The organism is Janthinobacterium breve, assembly GCF_051380895.1.
In the GTDB taxonomy this organism is placed as follows: domain Bacteria; phylum Pseudomonadota; class Gammaproteobacteria; order Burkholderiales; family Burkholderiaceae_D; genus Janthinobacterium.
The window spans coordinates 91437-106392 of the sequence record NZ_JBNYXY010000004.1; the positions used below are offsets into that span (position 1 = coordinate 91437).

At 66.1% G+C, this 14956-nt stretch carries 15 protein-coding genes; 14 read left to right on the plus strand and 1 reads right to left on the minus strand.

The window, feature by feature from the left end:
• Positions 1 to 2 precede the first annotated feature (2 nt).
• The 14 genes from ACQ4W0_RS08455 (at position 3) to ACQ4W0_RS08520 (ending at position 14140) form a co-directional block, all read left to right on the plus strand.
• Positions 3 to 764 carry a HesA/MoeB/ThiF family protein gene (locus tag ACQ4W0_RS08455; protein ID WP_436576359.1) on the plus strand — a complete coding sequence of 254 codons (762 nt, stop codon included), beginning with the start codon at positions 3 to 5 and terminating at the stop codon, positions 762 to 764.
• Positions 765 to 857: 93 nt separating this feature from the next.
• The gene (gene gspG, locus ACQ4W0_RS08460; protein ID WP_436551494.1) at positions 858 to 1310 is read left to right on the plus strand and encodes a type II secretion system major pseudopilin GspG; all 453 of its coding nucleotides are present in this window, start codon (positions 858 to 860) and stop codon (positions 1308 to 1310) included.
• A gap of 12 nt (positions 1311 to 1322) precedes the next feature.
• Positions 1323 to 1817, plus strand: coding sequence for a GspH/FimT family pseudopilin (locus tag ACQ4W0_RS08465; RefSeq protein ID WP_436576360.1), 495 nt, complete (start codon positions 1323 to 1325; stop codon positions 1815 to 1817).
• Positions 1814 to 2197, plus strand: a complete 384-nt coding sequence (gene gspI / locus ACQ4W0_RS08470; RefSeq protein ID WP_436576361.1) for a type II secretion system minor pseudopilin GspI — start codon at positions 1814 to 1816, stop codon at positions 2195 to 2197. The genes ACQ4W0_RS08465 and gspI overlap by 4 nt, the downstream gene beginning before the upstream one ends.
• Positions 2197 to 2820 carry a PulJ/GspJ family protein gene (locus ACQ4W0_RS08475; RefSeq protein WP_436576362.1) on the plus strand — a complete coding sequence of 208 codons (624 nt, stop codon included), beginning with the start codon at positions 2197 to 2199 and terminating at the stop codon, positions 2818 to 2820. The genes gspI and ACQ4W0_RS08475 overlap by 1 nt, the downstream gene beginning before the upstream one ends.
• Entirely contained in the window at positions 2817 to 3791 is a 975-nt protein-coding gene (gspK, locus tag ACQ4W0_RS08480; protein WP_436576363.1) for a type II secretion system minor pseudopilin GspK, read from the plus strand. Before ACQ4W0_RS08475 ends, gspK begins: the two co-directional genes overlap by 4 nt.
• 19 nt (positions 3792 to 3810) lie before the next feature.
• Complete coding sequence (gene gspL, locus ACQ4W0_RS08485) at positions 3811 to 5040, plus strand: type II secretion system protein GspL (protein WP_436576364.1); 1230 nt, start codon at positions 3811 to 3813, stop codon at positions 5038 to 5040.
• The gene (locus tag ACQ4W0_RS08490) at positions 5037 to 5570 is read left to right on the plus strand and encodes a type II secretion system protein M (RefSeq protein ID WP_436576365.1); all 534 of its coding nucleotides are present in this window, start codon (positions 5037 to 5039) and stop codon (positions 5568 to 5570) included. Before gspL ends, ACQ4W0_RS08490 begins: the two co-directional genes overlap by 4 nt.
• Positions 5567 to 6343 (plus strand): type II secretion system protein N, encoded by a 777-nt coding sequence (locus ACQ4W0_RS08495; RefSeq protein ID WP_099760994.1) that lies wholly within the window; start codon positions 5567 to 5569, stop codon positions 6341 to 6343. Before ACQ4W0_RS08490 ends, ACQ4W0_RS08495 begins: the two co-directional genes overlap by 4 nt.
• Complete coding sequence (gspD, locus tag ACQ4W0_RS08500) at positions 6340 to 8580, plus strand: type II secretion system secretin GspD (protein ID WP_436576366.1); 2241 nt, start codon at positions 6340 to 6342, stop codon at positions 8578 to 8580. The genes ACQ4W0_RS08495 and gspD overlap by 4 nt, the downstream gene beginning before the upstream one ends.
• Before the next feature lie 10 nt (positions 8581 to 8590).
• Positions 8591 to 10012 (plus strand): type II secretion system ATPase GspE, encoded by a 1422-nt coding sequence (gspE, locus tag ACQ4W0_RS08505; protein ID WP_436576367.1) that lies wholly within the window; start codon positions 8591 to 8593, stop codon positions 10010 to 10012.
• A gap of 10 nt (positions 10013 to 10022) precedes the next feature.
• A complete protein-coding gene (gene gspF / locus ACQ4W0_RS08510) occupies positions 10023 to 11243 on the plus strand; it encodes a type II secretion system inner membrane protein GspF (RefSeq protein ID WP_436576368.1) in 1221 nt (406 codons plus the stop codon).
• 16 nt (positions 11244 to 11259) lie between these two features.
• Positions 11260 to 11823 carry a type II secretion system protein N gene (locus ACQ4W0_RS08515; protein WP_436576369.1) on the plus strand — a complete coding sequence of 188 codons (564 nt, stop codon included), beginning with the start codon at positions 11260 to 11262 and terminating at the stop codon, positions 11821 to 11823.
• A 58-nt stretch (positions 11824 to 11881) separates the two neighbouring features.
• Positions 11882 to 14140 carry a patatin-like phospholipase family protein gene (locus ACQ4W0_RS08520; RefSeq protein ID WP_436576370.1) on the plus strand — a complete coding sequence of 753 codons (2259 nt, stop codon included), beginning with the start codon at positions 11882 to 11884 and terminating at the stop codon, positions 14138 to 14140.
• Here ACQ4W0_RS08520 and ACQ4W0_RS08525 read toward each other — a convergent pair.
• Entirely contained in the window at positions 14113 to 14898 is a 786-nt protein-coding gene (locus ACQ4W0_RS08525; RefSeq protein ID WP_436576371.1) for a helix-turn-helix domain-containing protein, read from the minus strand. The genes ACQ4W0_RS08520 and ACQ4W0_RS08525 overlap by 28 nt on opposite strands.
• Positions 14899 to 14956: the final 58 nt, after the last annotated feature.

Consider the following 14956-nt stretch of genomic DNA (forward strand, 5'->3'; position numbering starts at 1 on the left):
CCATGAACGACCATCAGCTGCTGCGCTATTCGCGCCACATCCTGTTAGACGAGATCGGCATTGAAGGCCAGCAAGCCTTGCTCGATGCGCATGTGCTGGTGATCGGTGCGGGCGGGCTCGGCTCGCCGGCGGCCATGTACCTGGCCGCCAGCGGCGTCGGCAAGCTGACCCTGGTTGATGACGATACGGTCGACCTGACCAATCTGCAGCGCCAGATCGCCCACACGACGGCCCGCGTGGGCCAGCCGAAAGTGCTGTCGGCCCGCGAAACCTTGATCGGCATCAATCCCGAGATTGACATCGTTGCCTTGCAAGAGCGCCTGGCCGGCGCGCGCCTGGCCGAACTGGTCTTGTCCGCCACGGTGGTGCTCGACTGCACGGACAACTTCGCCACGCGCCATGCCGTCAACCGCGCCTGCGTGGCGGCCCGGGTGCCGCTGGTGTCGGGCGCCGTGATCCGTTTCGACGGGCAAGTGAGCGTGTTCGACCCACGCACGGGTACCCAGCCGTGTTACTCCTGCCTGTTTCCGCAGGAGCAGCAGTTCACGGATGAGGCGTGCTCGACTATGGGCGTGTTCGCGCCGCTGGTGGGCGTGGTGGGTGCCATGCAGGCGGCAGAGGCGTTGAAACTGGTGATGGGCGTGGGGCAATCGCTGGCCGGGCGCCTGCTGCTGCTCGACGGCTTGCACATGGAATGGAGCAGCATGCAGGTCGCTCGCGACCCTGGCTGCGCTGTTTGCGGTGTAGTGGTCTTGCCGCTCTGAGTAGCCGCGCAGAATTTTTTCCCTATATGACAGGCTTTGTCATATTTCCGCTTTATACTCTGCACTCATTACTCACCTTCTTCTCTCTTTCTTATGCAAAACGCAGCAAACCATCCGACCCGCCAGCGCCGCGCGCGCGGCTTCACCTTGATCGAAATCATGGTCGTGGTGGTGATCATGGGCATCCTCGCTTCGCTGGTGGTGCCCAAGCTGATCGCCCGCACGGGCGAGTCGAAAGTGGCGGCGGCGAAAGTCGACATCGCCACCGTGATGCAAGCCTTGAAACTGTATCGCCTGGATAACCAGCGCTACCCGACCACCGAGCAGGGCTTGCAGGCGCTGATCGAAAAACCCACCACGGGACCGGCCGCGAATGGCTGGAAAGCGGGCGGCTACCTGGAAAAGATGCCGAAGGATCCATGGGGCAACCCGTACCAGTACCTTTCGCCGGGCGTGAAAGGCGAAGTCGACCTGATCTCGCTGGGCGCCGACGGCCAGCCTGGCGGTAGCGGCGACGATGCCGATATCGGCTCCTGGGAACTGTAAGTTTTCCATTGCATGCTTGCCATGACCACCGGTCGCGCACTGCCCCGGCCACGCGCCAGCGGCTTCACGCTGATCGAATTGCTGGTGGTGATGGTCATCATCGGGGTGACCCTGGGCCTGGTGTCGCTGAACGCCATGCCGAATGGCCAGCAAGCGCTGCAGAAGGAAGCCGAGCGCATCGCCCTGCTGCTGCAGCTGGCGCGCGATGAAGCCATCGTGCGCAGCCGGCAGGTGGCGTTCGAGGCTGACGACAATCAATACCGTTTCCTGGTGCTCAATGAAAAGCTGTGGCAACCCGTGACGCAGGATGATTTGCTGCGCGAGCGCGCGTTTGCCAATACGCCTATGCTGCTCAGCGTGCAGCCGTCGAACAGCGTGGCGCAGCCGCTGCGCATCATCTTCGGCCGCGAACCGGTCGACAAGCCTTTCGTGCTGACTTTGGCCAGCGGTGAGCGCAGCGTGGCCATCCGCGCCGACGGCATCGGCCATTTCACGGTCGAACAATGATGGGCATCTCCCGACAACGCCGCCAGCGCGGCTTCACTTTGCTGGAAGTATTGGTCGCCCTGGTCATCGTCGGCACGGCCCTGGGCGCCTCACTGCGCGCCGTGGGCAGCCTGACGCAAAACAGCGACGGCTTGCGCAGCGCCATGATGGCCACCTGGTCGGCGGAAAACCACCTGGTGCGGCTGCGCCTGGCGAAAACCTTCCCGCAGACGGGCAAGCGCACGGTCGACTGCCCGCAAGGCGATTTAAAACTGATCTGCGAAGAAGAAGTGGTGGCCACGCCGAATCCCCGTATCCGGCAAGTGCGCGTCAACGTGTACGACGTGCAATACCCGGCCCGGCGCATCGTGCGCCTGGTCTTACTGGCGTTCAACGACTGATGGCGCGCCGCAATCATTCTGCCGCCGGTTTCACCTTGATCGAGCTGCTCGTGGCGATCGGCATCCTGGCCATGGTCGCCGTGCTGGGCTGGCGCGGCCTGGACAGCATCATGCGTTCGCGCGAAGTGCTGACCAGCCAGCTGGAGCAGGCGCGCGGCATGCAGCTGGCGTTTGCCCAGATGCAAAGCGATTGCGATCACCTGGCCGGTGCCGGTCAGGGCAATACCCTGCTGAATGGCCGCACCAACCTGAGCGCCGAGACCGACCGCTTGACCCTGGTGCGCCTGGCCGCGTCGGAGCAAGAGCCGCAGCAGTTGCAAGTGGTCACTTACCGTCTGCGCGGCGGCGTGCTGACGCGGCGCGAGTCGAACGGCACGCGCGACCTGGCCGTGCTCGACACCCTGTGGCAGGCGGCGCGCGACGATACCGATACCTCCAACGCCGACGTGGCCCTCATGCGCGGCGTCGACAGCATGGTCATGCGGGGCTGGAGCAATGGCGCCTGGAACGTGCTGACGGCCGGCGCCACCATCTCCGCGCAAGTGCCGGGCCTGGAAGTGACCTTGCAAATGCCGGGTCAGGATGCGGGCCTGTCCAAAGTCTTCTTGTTGGGGCCGGGATGAAGCCGTTTATCCGCCCCGGCCGCCAGCGCGGCGTGGCCGTCATCACGGCCTTGCTGCTGACAGCGCTGGCCATCACCGTTGTCGCCAGTCTGTTCTGGCAGCAGCAGGTGCAGGTGCGTTCGATGGAAAACCAGCGCCTGCGCCTGCAGACGCAGTGGGCCATGCGCGGCATGGTCGACTTCGCCCGCTTCTGGTTGCGCCAGGACAATCCCACGCAGACGGCGCTGGACGGCGTGTGGGCCACGCCCATCGAGGAAGCGCGGCTCGACGATTATGTCGACCGCGAAAAGGTCGACACGGAAAAATTTGACGCCACTGTGTCGGGCCGCGCGCTCGATGCGCAGGCGCGGTTTAATATTACCAACCTGGTCGCCGCCACGGGCGGCATCAATCCATCGCAGGTGCAGGCTTACCAGCGTTTGCTGGCCAACCTGCGGCTTGACAGCGGCCTGGCGCAGGCCACGGCTGATGCCGTGCTGCGCGCGAAACCAAAACCGCGTGCCCCCGACAGTGGCACCGATGGCAAGACGCCCGCTACCCCCGCCGCCACGGGCGGCAGTAGCGAACCGGTGGCCTTCACGCAGGTCGAGGACTTGCTGGCCGTGCCCGGTTATACGCCGCAGATGATCGAGCAGCTGCGCGACTTCATCATCGTGCTGCCGGAATTGACGGCAGTGAATGTGAATACGGCGCCGGCCGAGGTGCTGGCGGCCGTGACGATGATGTCCTTGTCCGAGGCCAGCGCCCTGACCTTGAGCAATCCGCGCAAAAAGTTTGTCGATTTGGCAAACTTCAAGAATAATATTAATGCCAAGCCGATCGACGGCGTGGAGCTCGATGTGAAGAGCCGCTACTTCCTTACCGTCATCCGCGTGCGGCTGGACCGCGCCGCCTTGGATGCCGTGGCCCTCATCTATCGACAACCAGACCGGGAGCGGGCAACCCGCCTGGTCTGGTTGCGAGAAAATTAACAGCTGAAAGCGAGTCACTTTGACAATATTGTATATCCGTCACCCGGCCAAGGCGTCCACCGACAGCGCGCCTGCCTGCTCCTTCGTGCTGGCCGGCGACGGCGGCGCCCTGTTGCAGCAGGGCAGCGCGCCGCTGGGCAGCCTGGGTCAGCTGATTGCTGGCGCGAAGCAGGTGGTCTTGCTGCTGGCGGCGGCCGACGTGACCCTGCTGCGCCTGAAAACCCCGCCGCTGGCCGGCGCCCGCCTGCGCGCGGCCTTGCCTGGCCTGGTGGAAGAACATATCCTCGGTGATACTCAGGATTGCCTGCTGGCCGCCGGTGCGCCCGACGCTGCCGGCATGCGCACGGTCGCCGTGGCGCAGCGCGCCTGGGCCGAGGTACTGGTGAAGGCTTTGCTGGCGCAGGGCGCGCGCAAGGTGGCGCTGCTGCCATCGCAGCTGTGCCTGCCCTTGCAGCCGGGCAGTGTGACGGCCTCCTTGCACGCGGCCGGCGACGGCCTGGAACTGGCCTTGCGCCAGGCGCCGCAAGAGGGTTTGGGCCTGGTCTTGCCGGCCCAGCCGCAGCAGGCGCTGCTGACGACGCGCGCGTTTGCCGGCGACGTGCCCCTGACGGTCTACGTGGCGCAGGCCGAGCTTGCGCAATATCAACAGCTGGCTGTCGGCATGGAGGGCGTGACGCTGGAGAGCGACCATTGGGCGCACTGGATCGCCGGCGCCAAGGGCGCGGGGCTGGACCTGGCGCCCGCGCTGGGCACGACCACGGGATCGGCCACCGAATGGCGCCGCTGGCGCTGGCCGCTGCGCCTGGCGCTGCTGGCCGTGATCGTCAACCTGGCCGGCATGAATATCGAATGGATGCGCTTGAAGCGCGAGGCCGCCACCGTGCGCACCTCGATGCAGCAAACCTTCAAGGCCGCGTATCCGAATGAAGCGCCCGTGTATGGCCTGGAAGCGGAGCAGATGCGGCGCAATATCGCTGCTGCCCGCCTGCAAAGCGGGCAGGCCAGCATGGATGACTTCACCAGCATGAGCGCGGCGCTGGGCGAGGCGCTGGGCGGGCTGGCCGGGCGCGGCGTGGTGGCGTCGCTGGAATACCGCGAGCGCAGCCTGATCGTCAAGCTGAAACCGGACATGGTCGACGCCAGCGCCCAGGCGCAGGTGCGCGATGGCCTGGCCGCGCGCAAGCTGGCCTTGAATGAAACGGCGCCGGGCGTGTGGAAGATCACGCCGGCCACGGGAGCAAAAGCATGAGTGCAGCAGTCAACAAGGTGCGCGCCGCGCTGGTGGGCCAACAGCAAAATGTGCAGGCATTCTGGGCCGAACGCACGCAGCAGGAGCGCAAGCTGCTCGCCATCGGCGGCGTGGTGGCGGGCCTGGCCTTCGTCTACGCGGTGTTCTTCGAGCCGGCCTGGACGGGCCGCATCGCCTTGCAAAAGAGTTTGCCCGAGCTGCGCCAGAACGCGGCGCAGTTGCAGGCGCTGGCGCGCGAAGCGGGCGAACTGGCGCGCCAGGCGCCTGTGCAGGTCGCGCCCATGGGCCGTGAAAGCCTCGATGCGTCGTTGAAGGCGCGCGGCCTGGCGCCGCAATCGCTGTCGCTGACGGGCGAATATGCGCGCGTGCAGCTCAATGGCGTGCCGTTTGCCAGCGTCATGTTGTGGCTGGACGGTTTGCGCCGCGAAGGCCGCGTGGCGGTGCAGGAAGCGAAGATCACGGCGCAGGGCAAGGCTGGGCTGGTCGATGCCAGCCTGACCCTGCACCAGAGCCCTGGCGCGGCACGATGAGGCGCTTGCTTGGCTGGCTGCTAGCCATCATCGTCAGCGTCTGCGTCACCCTGCTGGTATTTTTCCCGGCCGGCTGGGTCGCCGGCATCGTGGAAAAGCAGACGGGCGGACGTTTGACCTTGGGCGACGCGCAAGGTACCCTGTGGCGCGGCTCGGCCTTTATCGGCGGGGCGGCCAGCGCGAACGGCGCCGTGACGCCCCTGCTGCCGGGGCGTTTCAGCTGGCGTATTTCGCCCTCGGTGCTGTGGGGATCGGCGGACGTGGAATTGCAAAACCCGCAGGCGCTGTCGCAGCCGGTGAACTTGCGCGGTTCGTGGTCGCACTGGCAGGTCAGTCCGGCGGCCCTGCTGCTGCCGGCCGATGGCCTCGGTGGCCTGGGCGCGCCGCTCAATACCGTGGCGCCGACGGGCAGCATGCGATTGTCGTGGAGCACCTTGCAGCTGGCGTTGGAGCAGCGGCAGTTTTCCGCCGTCGGCCGCACCACCTTGCAAATGACGGACATGGCGTCGCGTCTGTCGTCGCTGCGTCCGCTGGGCAGCTACGAGCTCGATTTCGATTGGCAGGGGCAGCAGGCGACGTTGACATTGCGCTCCATCAAGGGACCGCTGCTGCTCGACGGCAGCGGCAGCCTGCAACAGGGGCGCATGCAGTTTTCCGGCCAGGCCCAGGCCGCAGCAGGATATGAAGAGACCTTGGCGAGTTTGTTGAATTTGCTGGGACAGCGCCGTAGCAATAGCGAAAAAAACATCATCGCCTTAGAGTTCAGACAATGAAAAAACCATCCGTGAGCCCCCATACTTTCTCCTTTTCGCTGCGCCGCCTGTCGGCCGCCGCCTTGCTGTGCTGTTCCGTGGCCGGCATGCCGGCACCCGCCTGGGCCGCGCCCGGCGATGAAGCGGCGCTCAATTTCGTCGGCGCCGACATCGAATCGGTGATCAAGGCCGTGGGCCATTACACCAACATCAATTTCGTCATCGACCCGCGCGTCAAGGGTACGATCACCCTGGTGTCGGAAAAATCGATCAGCAAGACGCAGGCCTTCGGGCTGCTGGCCTCGGCCTTGCGCCTGCAGGGCTATGCGGTGGTCTCCGGCGACGGCTACGCGAAAGTGGTGCCGGAAGCGGACGCCAAGCTGCAGTCCGTGCCGACCCAGGTGGGCAATGGCGCCAGCCAGGTGAAGGGCGACCAGATCGCCACCCAGGTGTTTTACTTGAACTACGAATCGTCGGCCAACCTGCTGGCCGTGCTGCGCCCCTTGATCTCGCCGAACAACACGATCAACGCCAACCCGGGCAACAATTCGCTGGTGATCACCGATTACGCGGATAACCTCAAGCGCCTGGCGAAGATCATCGCCGCGCTCGACGTGCCCGCCTCGACGGACCTGGACGTGATCCCCGTGCGCTATGCCATCGCGTCCGACCTGGCCTCGATGGTCAATAAACTGATGGAAGGCGGGAATGCGGGCGCCGCCGCAGGGGCCGACGCTGGCAAGGTCTCCGTGCTGGCCGACCCGCGCACCAATTCGCTGGTGCTGCGCGCGCCGTCGGCGGCGCGCGCCAACCTGGCCAAGTCGCTGATCTCGAAGCTGGACCAGCCCACCACGCAGCTGGGCAATGTGCACGTGGTGTACCTCAAAAATGCGGACGCCACCAAGCTGGCGCAGACCTTGCGCTCGGTGGTGACGTCGGACGGCACGGCCGCCACGGCGCAGCAGGGCACCAGCAACCAGAGCACGAATAACCAGATCAGCCAGAACAACAGCGGCATGAACAGCACTGGCCTGGGCGGCAATACGCAAAGCGGCAGCACGGGCGGCGCCTCGCTGAACAATGGGCCGCAGCAGTTGTCGTCGGGCGGCGCGGCCGGTTTCATCCAGGCCGATGCGTCGACGAATACCCTGATTTTGACGTGTAACGAAGCCGTCTACCGCAACCTGCGCGCCGTGATTGACCAGCTCGACGTGCGCCGCGCCCAAGTCTACATCGAGGCGCTGATCGTCGAAGTGACGTCGGCCAAGGCGTCCGAATTCGGCGTACAGTGGCTGGGCCTGTCCGGCGACAGCGGCAGCAACTACCGCGTAGGTGCCTTGCAGTCGTTCGCCGGCGGCACCACCAACAACATCGGCGCCATCGCCACGGGCGGCGGCAAGGTCTTGCCGACGGGCGGCCTGACCCTGGGCATCTTCAAGCAGATCAACGGCGCGCTGGGCCTGGGCGCCGTGGCGCATGCGCTGGAATCGGACGGCAATGCGAATATCCTGTCGACGCCGAACCTGATCACCCTGGACAATGAACTGGCGACCATCAAGGTGGGCCAGAACGTGCCTATCCTGACGGGGCAGTACACCAGTACGGCCGGCACCAACACCAACCCGTTCCAGACCATCGACCGCAAGGAAGTGGGCCTGACCCTGAAGGTGCGCCCGCAGATTTCCGAGGGCGGCACCATCAAGCTGGGCATCTATCACGAGACGTCGAGCGTGGACAAATCCACCGCGTCGGCCGTCAGCGGCATCACCATCAACAACCGCGTGATCGAAAACAATGTGCTGGCCGACGATGGCCAGATCATCGTGCTCGGTGGCCTGATCGAGGACACCACGGGCGACAACGCGGAGAAAGTGCGCGGCCTGGGCGACATTCCCCTGATCGGCAACCTGTTCAAGTACCAGACGCGCGAGCGCAAGAAAACCAACCTGATGATCTTCCTGCGCCCTGTCATCGTGCGCAACAAGGAGCAGAGCGGCAGCCTGGCGGCCGACCGTTACGACTACATGCGCTCGGCCGAGACGGCCGCCGTGCCGGCCACGGGCAACCTGATGCTGAAAGACCTGGGCACGCCCGTCTTGCCGGCCCTGCAGGATGGCCAGCCGGTGGGCGGCAACATGGTGACGCGACCCGTGCCGCCGGCGCCGACGCCGCCGCCAGGCGCGCCGGCCAACGCGGCCACGCCGCCGCAGCCGCTGCTGCAGCAATACCAGCAGCAGCAATTGCCGCAGCAGAAGTGATGGGACAGCCATGAGTAATCTGCTTCCCTACGCCTTCGCGCGCGATTTCGGCCTGCTGGCCCGGCCCGGCGCCGTCGACGGCGCCCCGGTCGAGGTGCTGGTGGCCGCATCGACGGCGCCGGCGGCGATTGCCGAAGTGTCGCGCCGTTTCGGCCAGATTCAATTGACGGTGCTGCCGCGCGGCGAACTTGATGCTGCCATTGCTGGCGCCTACGCGGGCGGTGGCGGCGACGCGTCGCAGATGGCCGATGAATTCGACGCCGACCTGGACCTCACCAAGCTGCTGCAGGACGTGCCGGCCATCGAGGACTTGCTCGAATCGTCCGACGATGCGCCCGTCATCCGCATGATCAACGCGCTGCTGACGCAGGCGCTGCGCGAAGGCGCGTCCGACATCCACATCGAGCCGTTCGAGCAGACGTCCGTCGTGCGCTTTCGCATCGATGGCAGCCTGCGCGACGTGGTGCGCCCCCGCAAGGCCATCCACGGTTCGCTCATTTCGCGCATCAAGATCATGGCGCAGCTCGACATCGCCGAAAAACGCTTGCCGCAGGACGGCCGCATCACCCTGCGCGTGGGCGGCAAACCCGTCGACGTGCGCGTCTCGACCCTGCCCACCGGGCATGGCGAACGGGCCGTATTGCGCTTGCTGGACAAGGAAGCGGGCCGCCTCGACCTGCAGCACCTGGGCATGAGCGCGCCCATGCTGAAGCAGTTCGATGGCCTGATCACGCAACCGCACGGCATCGTGCTCGTCACCGGTCCCACCGGCTCGGGCAAGACCACCACGCTGTACGCGGCGCTGTCGATGCTCAATGCCACCACCACGAACATCCTGACGGTGGAAGACCCGATCGAGTACGACCTTGCCGGCGTGGGGCAAACGCAGGTCAATCCGCGCATCGACATGACATTTGCCAAGGCGTTGCGGGCGATTCTGCGGCAAGATCCCGATGTGATCATGATCGGCGAGATCCGCGACCTGGAAACGGCGCAGATTGCCGTGCAGGCCTCGCTGACGGGCCATCTGGTGCTGGCGACCTTGCATACCAACGATGCCTCGGCGGCCGTCACCCGCCTGCTGGACATGGGCATCGAACCGTTTCTGCTGTCGTCGTCGCTCCTGGGCGTGCTGGCGCAGCGCCTGGTGCGCAAATTGTGCGGCGCGTGCAAGACCTTCGACGGGCAATACTGGCAGGCGGTCGGCTGCGAGCAGTGCGGCCAGACGGGCTACCAGGGCCGCGTGGGCGTGTACGAGTTGCTGCGCACGACGGAGCAGATCCGCGCGCAGATCCACAACCGCGCTTCGGAAGCGGACGTGCGCGCGGTCGCCCTGCAGGATGGCATGACGAGCATGCGCGACGACGGCGAACGCTGGCTGCGCGACGGCACTACCACGCAAGCTGAATTGCTGCGCGTGACCAAAGACTAGGCCCGCCACCATGCCCGCATTCCGTTATGAAGCCGTCGATGCCCAGGGTGCCACCCGCAAGGGCGTGCTCAATGCCGACAGTCCCCGTTCCGCGCGCGCCGAGCTGCGCGTGCAAGGCCTAGTGCCGCTGGCCGTCGAACCGATCGCCGCGCAGGTCGACGCCGCCGGCGTCACCAGGCGGCGCGGCTTCGGCGAGCGCCTGTCCAGCACCGAGTTGGCCCTGTTTACGCGCCAGCTGGCCAGCCTGCTGGAAGCGGGCCTGCCGCTGGAGCAGGCCTTTTCCGCGCTGCTGGAACAGGCCGAGCGGCCGTATCTGCGCGACCTGATCGCCTCGATCCGTTCGGAAGTGATCGGCGGCGCCGCGTTTTCCGACGTGCTGGCGCGCCATCCGCGCGATTTCGCGGAAATTTATCGGGCGCTGGTGGCGTCCGGCGAGCAGATCGGCCATTTGTCGCGCGTGCTGTCGCGCCTGGCCGACTATATCGAGCGGCGCAATGCGCTGGTGCAGAAGGTCAAGCTGGCATTCACGTATCCGGCCATCGTCACGGTGGTGGCGTTTTCCATCGTGATCTTCCTGCTCACCTACGTGGTGCCGCAGATCGTTTCCGTGTTTGCCAATACCAAGCAAAAGCTGCCCATGCTCACGGTGATCATGCTGGCGCTGTCGGACTTCGTGCGCCATTACGGCATCGTCGTGGCGATTGCCCTCGCCGGCGCCTGGGTGGCCTGGCGCCGCGCGCTGCAGCAGCCGGCCTTGAAACGGCGCTGGCATACCTGGCTGCTGACGGCGCCCCTGTACGGCAAGTTCGAGCGCAGCCTGAACACGGCGCGTTTCGCCAGCACCCTGGCCATCACCACGGGCTCCGGCGTGCCGATCTTGCGCGCGCTCGATACCAGCCGCGATACGCTGACCAATGTGGCGATGCAGGAACTGGTGGAAGAAGCCAGCGGCGCCGTGCGCGAGGGCGTCAGCCTGGCACGCGCGCTGTCGGCGCAAAAGCATTTTCCGCCCATGCTGATCCACATGATACGCGCGGGCGAAATCACGGGCGAGCTGCCGGCCATGCTGGAACGCGCCGCCAGCGCGCAGGAGCAGGACCTGGAACGCCGCACCCTGACCATTGCGGGCCTGCTGGAGCCGGCCCTGATCCTGGCCATGGGCGTGGTGGTGTTGCTGATCGTGCTGGCCGTGCTGATGCCGATTATCGAAATCAATCAGCTGGTCAAATAAGAGACTCAAGGAAGCCATGAAGCGTTTGCCTCAATTTACAAGTTTGCTCGCCGTCGTGGCGCTGTCCGTGTCGCTGGCCTACTGGGCCATGCAGCTGTTCAAGGCACCGCAACGCCCCATCAATCCACCCGCCGTGCCGGTGGTGCAGGATGCCAGCGTGGAGGCGGGCGCCTCGCTGTTCGGCGGCCAGGTCAGCGTGGCCACGGCCAGCAACTACCAGCTCAAGGGCGTGGTAGCGGCCAGCAATGGCCGCGGCAGCGTGGCCATCATCTCGACCGACGGCAAGCCGTCCGTGGCCCTGCCGGAAGGCGCCGAGGTGGTGCCCGGCGTGACGGTGCTGGAAGTGCATGCGCGCCATGTGTTGCTGCGCGATGGCGGCGTGAGCAAGCGCCTCGACTTGGTGGCCGACGACAAGGCGCTGGCCATGCCGGCGCAAGTGTCCGCCACCCCAACGCCGGCTGCGGCCCCTGCGCCCGTCACGAACCTGGTGCCGCCGCCGCTGCCGATGGAGCAGCAACGTCCGGCAACCATGATGCCGGTGCCGCAAGTGAGCACCACCAGCACGCCGCCGTCGAATTAACGCTGTTCTTATCGTATTTTGCCGATGGCACCATGCCGCCATCGCTACAGGAGTCTTCATGTTCTCGATCCGTGCCGTCCTGGCGGGCTGCGTGGCGGCGCTGTGCGTCTTGCCGCCGGCTGCCGCAGCCGACGTCCCCGCCGCCACTACCTCTACCGCCGTTTCCACCCTTGCCGTCCCCCCGCCTGTACCGGCGCGCCCGCGCATCGCCCTGGTGCTGTCGGGCGGTGGCGCGCGCGGTCTCGCGCATATCGGCGTATTGAAAGTGCTGCAGGAGCTGCATGTGCCGATCGACATGGTGGTGGGCACCAGCATGGGTGGCGTGGTGGGCGGCGCGTATGCGGCCGGCGCTTCCGTGGCCGACCTGGAAAAGATGGCGCGCGAAACCAACTGGGCGCGCGTGGTGGCCGACCGGCCGCCGCGCGACGAACTGGCGTTCCGCCGCCGCGAGGAAGATTTATTGCTGCCGTCGCGCATCGAGTTTGGCACCAGCCGCAACGGCATTTCCACGCCGCCGGCCGCGGCCAGCAACGCGGCGCTGGAAATAGCGCTGAACCGGCTGCTGCCGGCCGGCATGCGCGACCGCCCCGCCAGCCAGTTGCCCTTGCCTTTCCGCTCGGTGGCGTCCGACCTGGTGAATGGCGAGCTGGTGGAGCTGGTCGACACGCCGCTGTTCCTGTCGATGCGCGCCTCGCTGGCCGTGCCGGGCGTGTTTGCGCCCGTGCGCGTGAACAACCGGCTGGTGGTCGATGGGGGTCTGGTGCGCAACCTGCCCGTCGACATGGCGCGCGCCATGGGGGCCGACATCATCATCGCCGTCAACGTGGGCACGCCGCTGGCGCCGGAAAAAGAGCTGGGCAGCGCTATCGGCGTGGCGCAGCAGATGCTGCAGATCCTCACGGAGCAAAACGTGCAGCGCTCGCTCAAGGAATTGCGTCCGCAGGATATCCTGGTGGCGCCGGATTTGACGGGCGTGAGTTTTCTTGACTTTGAAAATTATGCACGCGCCATGCGCGCCGGCGAACAGGCGGCGCAGGCCTTGGCCACCCGCCTGGCGCCGCTGGCCCTGCCGCCGGAACAGTACGCGGCGCGCGAGCAGCTGCGCCTGGCGGCGCCGGCCTTGCTGGACGTGGCCTTGCCGCTCACGCGCCTGGCCGTGGAGAGCGAAGGCGACATCAACCCGCGCATCTTGCAGGCGCAATCGGGACTGGTGGAAGGGCAGCCGGTCAGCCAGGAAGATGTGCTCAAGGCGGCGGCCAAGCTGTATGGCCGGGGCGACGTGGCGCGCGTGGAGACGGAAGTGGTTGATGCCGGCGACCAGCGCACGGTCAGCATCAAGGCGGTCGAAGCGCCATGGGCCAGCAGCCGCCTGCGCGTGGGCCTGGAAATGGCCAGCGACTTCAGGGACAGCAATAGCTTTGCCCTGAAGCTGCTGCATGTGCGCTCGAATTTTAACAGCTGGGGTGGCGAGTTGCGCAGCACGGCGCAGATCGGCAATGCGCGCGGTTATGGCGTGCAGTTCTGGCAGCCGCTGGGCGCCGGCAACCCCTGGTACATCGCACCGCAGCTGCAATACACCTCGTCGGCGATGGATTTGTTCGACCAGGGCAGGCGCAGCGCGCGCCTGGCGTATAACGGCCAGACGGCTGCACTGGTGCTGGGGCGCCAGTTCGGCAACTGGGGCGATTTGCAGTTTGGCGTCACGCGACGGGAAGTCAAGGGCAAGCTGGCGATTCCGGCCGACCCTGCGCAGCCGGAGTTGCGTGCGCTGGGCACCACGCAGTTCGTGCAGTTCCGCGTCGATACGCTCGATTCGCCCGGTTTCCCCACGCGCGGCGTGCTGTTCGATGCTACCTGGACGCGCGATACGACCACGGGATCGGGCGAAACGGCCGTGGGCCAATCGTCCATTACGGGGTTGAAGGCTTTTAGCCGCGGCAACTGGGCCGGCCACGTGTATGGCGAATGGGCGCGCTCGCAGCGTGGCGAGGCGCCGCTCAGTCTGGGTGGCTTCCTGCGCCTGTCCGGCACGGATTTTCAATCTGTGAGTGGGCGCAGCATCGCCCTGGCGCGCTTTGTGATGGCGCGCCGCATCGGTTCCCTGCCCAGCACCCTGGGCGGCGTCGTGCGGGCCGGCTTTTCGCTGGAAATGGGTGGCGGCTTCGATCAGAGCGAGCGCTGGAAAGCCAGCAAGTTCACGCAGGCGAGCAGCGCCTTCATCTCCGTCGATACGCGCTTCGGTCCCGTGTACGTGGCATCGGGCGCGTCGAAGGGGGGCGAAAGCACCTTCTATCTGTTCCTGGGACCGGTCTGGTAAGGCGCAGCCGGGGCGGCGGGCGTCGTGCTGCGGCGCAGGGCCGTGAAGGCGGCAAACTCCCATGAGCGAAACCCCAGCAGCAGGGTAAAGCCATCGCGCTCGGCGGGCGCCAGGCGCCGGTCGTTCTGGTGCAGCCGCGCCAGTTCCTCGGCCAGCTGGCGGATTTTCTGCACCAGCTCTTGCGCGCTCGACAACGACAGGCGCGCCGGAATGCACATCAGGGTTTCGCCGGCGCCGTCGAAATGCCCGCTGAAATAATCGGCCACCACATGCTCGCGGAAGTACTGCTGCACGGGACCGTCGGCCAGCCAGTGGAAGGCGTTCGAGACGCGCAGGCTGTAGCGGTTCAGCGGTTTGAGTTCGATCAAGCCTAGCCGGTCCAGCTCGGCCAGGCAGCCGATGCATTCGGCCTGCGTCAGCGCATACGTTTCCACCACCTGCTCCAGGCTCCAGTGGCCCAGGCAGCAGATCGCCACCAGCAGCAAGCGCGGATGCGCCACCAGCGACTTTTCCTGCACCAGGGTGAGCGTGTCGGCGTGCGGCGTGATGTCGGCCGCGCCGCGCAGCACGTCTTCCATGGCGATGCCCGAGGCCTTGCAGATCAGGGCCAGGCGCGACAGCGACATATCGTGCTGGCCAAACATGCGCTTGACGCTCGACTCGCTCATGGCGATGCGCTCGGCCAATACCTTATACGTGATGCCGGCGGCGCGCAATTGGGTGCGCAACACGCGCAAAACCAGTTCAGGTGAACTCACGAGATATCCTTTTTTACAAGTTTGGTGGCGGATGACGGTACCGAATGTAGCCGCAAAT

Excerpts from the sequence above, each read along its gene's own strand:
- ACQ4W0_RS08455 (WP_436576359.1), top strand. The coding sequence starts at position 3 with ATGAACGACCATCAGCTGCTGCGCTATTCGCGCCACATCCTGTTAGAC.
- gspG (WP_436551494.1), top strand. The coding sequence starts at position 858 with ATGCAAAACGCAGCAAACCATCCGACCCGCCAGCGCCGCGCGCGCGGC.
- ACQ4W0_RS08465 (WP_436576360.1), top strand. The coding sequence starts at position 1,323 with ATGCTTGCCATGACCACCGGTCGCGCACTGCCCCGGCCACGCGCCAGC.
- gspI (WP_436576361.1), top strand. The coding sequence starts at position 1,814 with ATGATGGGCATCTCCCGACAACGCCGCCAGCGCGGCTTCACTTTGCTG.
- ACQ4W0_RS08475 (WP_436576362.1), top strand. The coding sequence starts at position 2,197 with ATGGCGCGCCGCAATCATTCTGCCGCCGGTTTCACCTTGATCGAGCTG.
- gspK (WP_436576363.1), top strand. The coding sequence starts at position 2,817 with ATGAAGCCGTTTATCCGCCCCGGCCGCCAGCGCGGCGTGGCCGTCATC.
- ACQ4W0_RS08490 (WP_436576365.1), top strand. The coding sequence starts at position 5,037 with ATGAGTGCAGCAGTCAACAAGGTGCGCGCCGCGCTGGTGGGCCAACAG.
- ACQ4W0_RS08495 (WP_099760994.1), top strand. The coding sequence starts at position 5,567 with ATGAGGCGCTTGCTTGGCTGGCTGCTAGCCATCATCGTCAGCGTCTGC.
- gspD (WP_436576366.1), top strand. The coding sequence starts at position 6,340 with ATGAAAAAACCATCCGTGAGCCCCCATACTTTCTCCTTTTCGCTGCGC.
- gspE (WP_436576367.1), top strand. The coding sequence starts at position 8,591 with ATGAGTAATCTGCTTCCCTACGCCTTCGCGCGCGATTTCGGCCTGCTG.
- gspF (WP_436576368.1), top strand. The coding sequence starts at position 10,023 with ATGCCCGCATTCCGTTATGAAGCCGTCGATGCCCAGGGTGCCACCCGC.
- ACQ4W0_RS08515 (WP_436576369.1), top strand. The coding sequence starts at position 11,260 with ATGAAGCGTTTGCCTCAATTTACAAGTTTGCTCGCCGTCGTGGCGCTG.
- ACQ4W0_RS08520 (WP_436576370.1), top strand. The coding sequence starts at position 11,882 with ATGTTCTCGATCCGTGCCGTCCTGGCGGGCTGCGTGGCGGCGCTGTGC.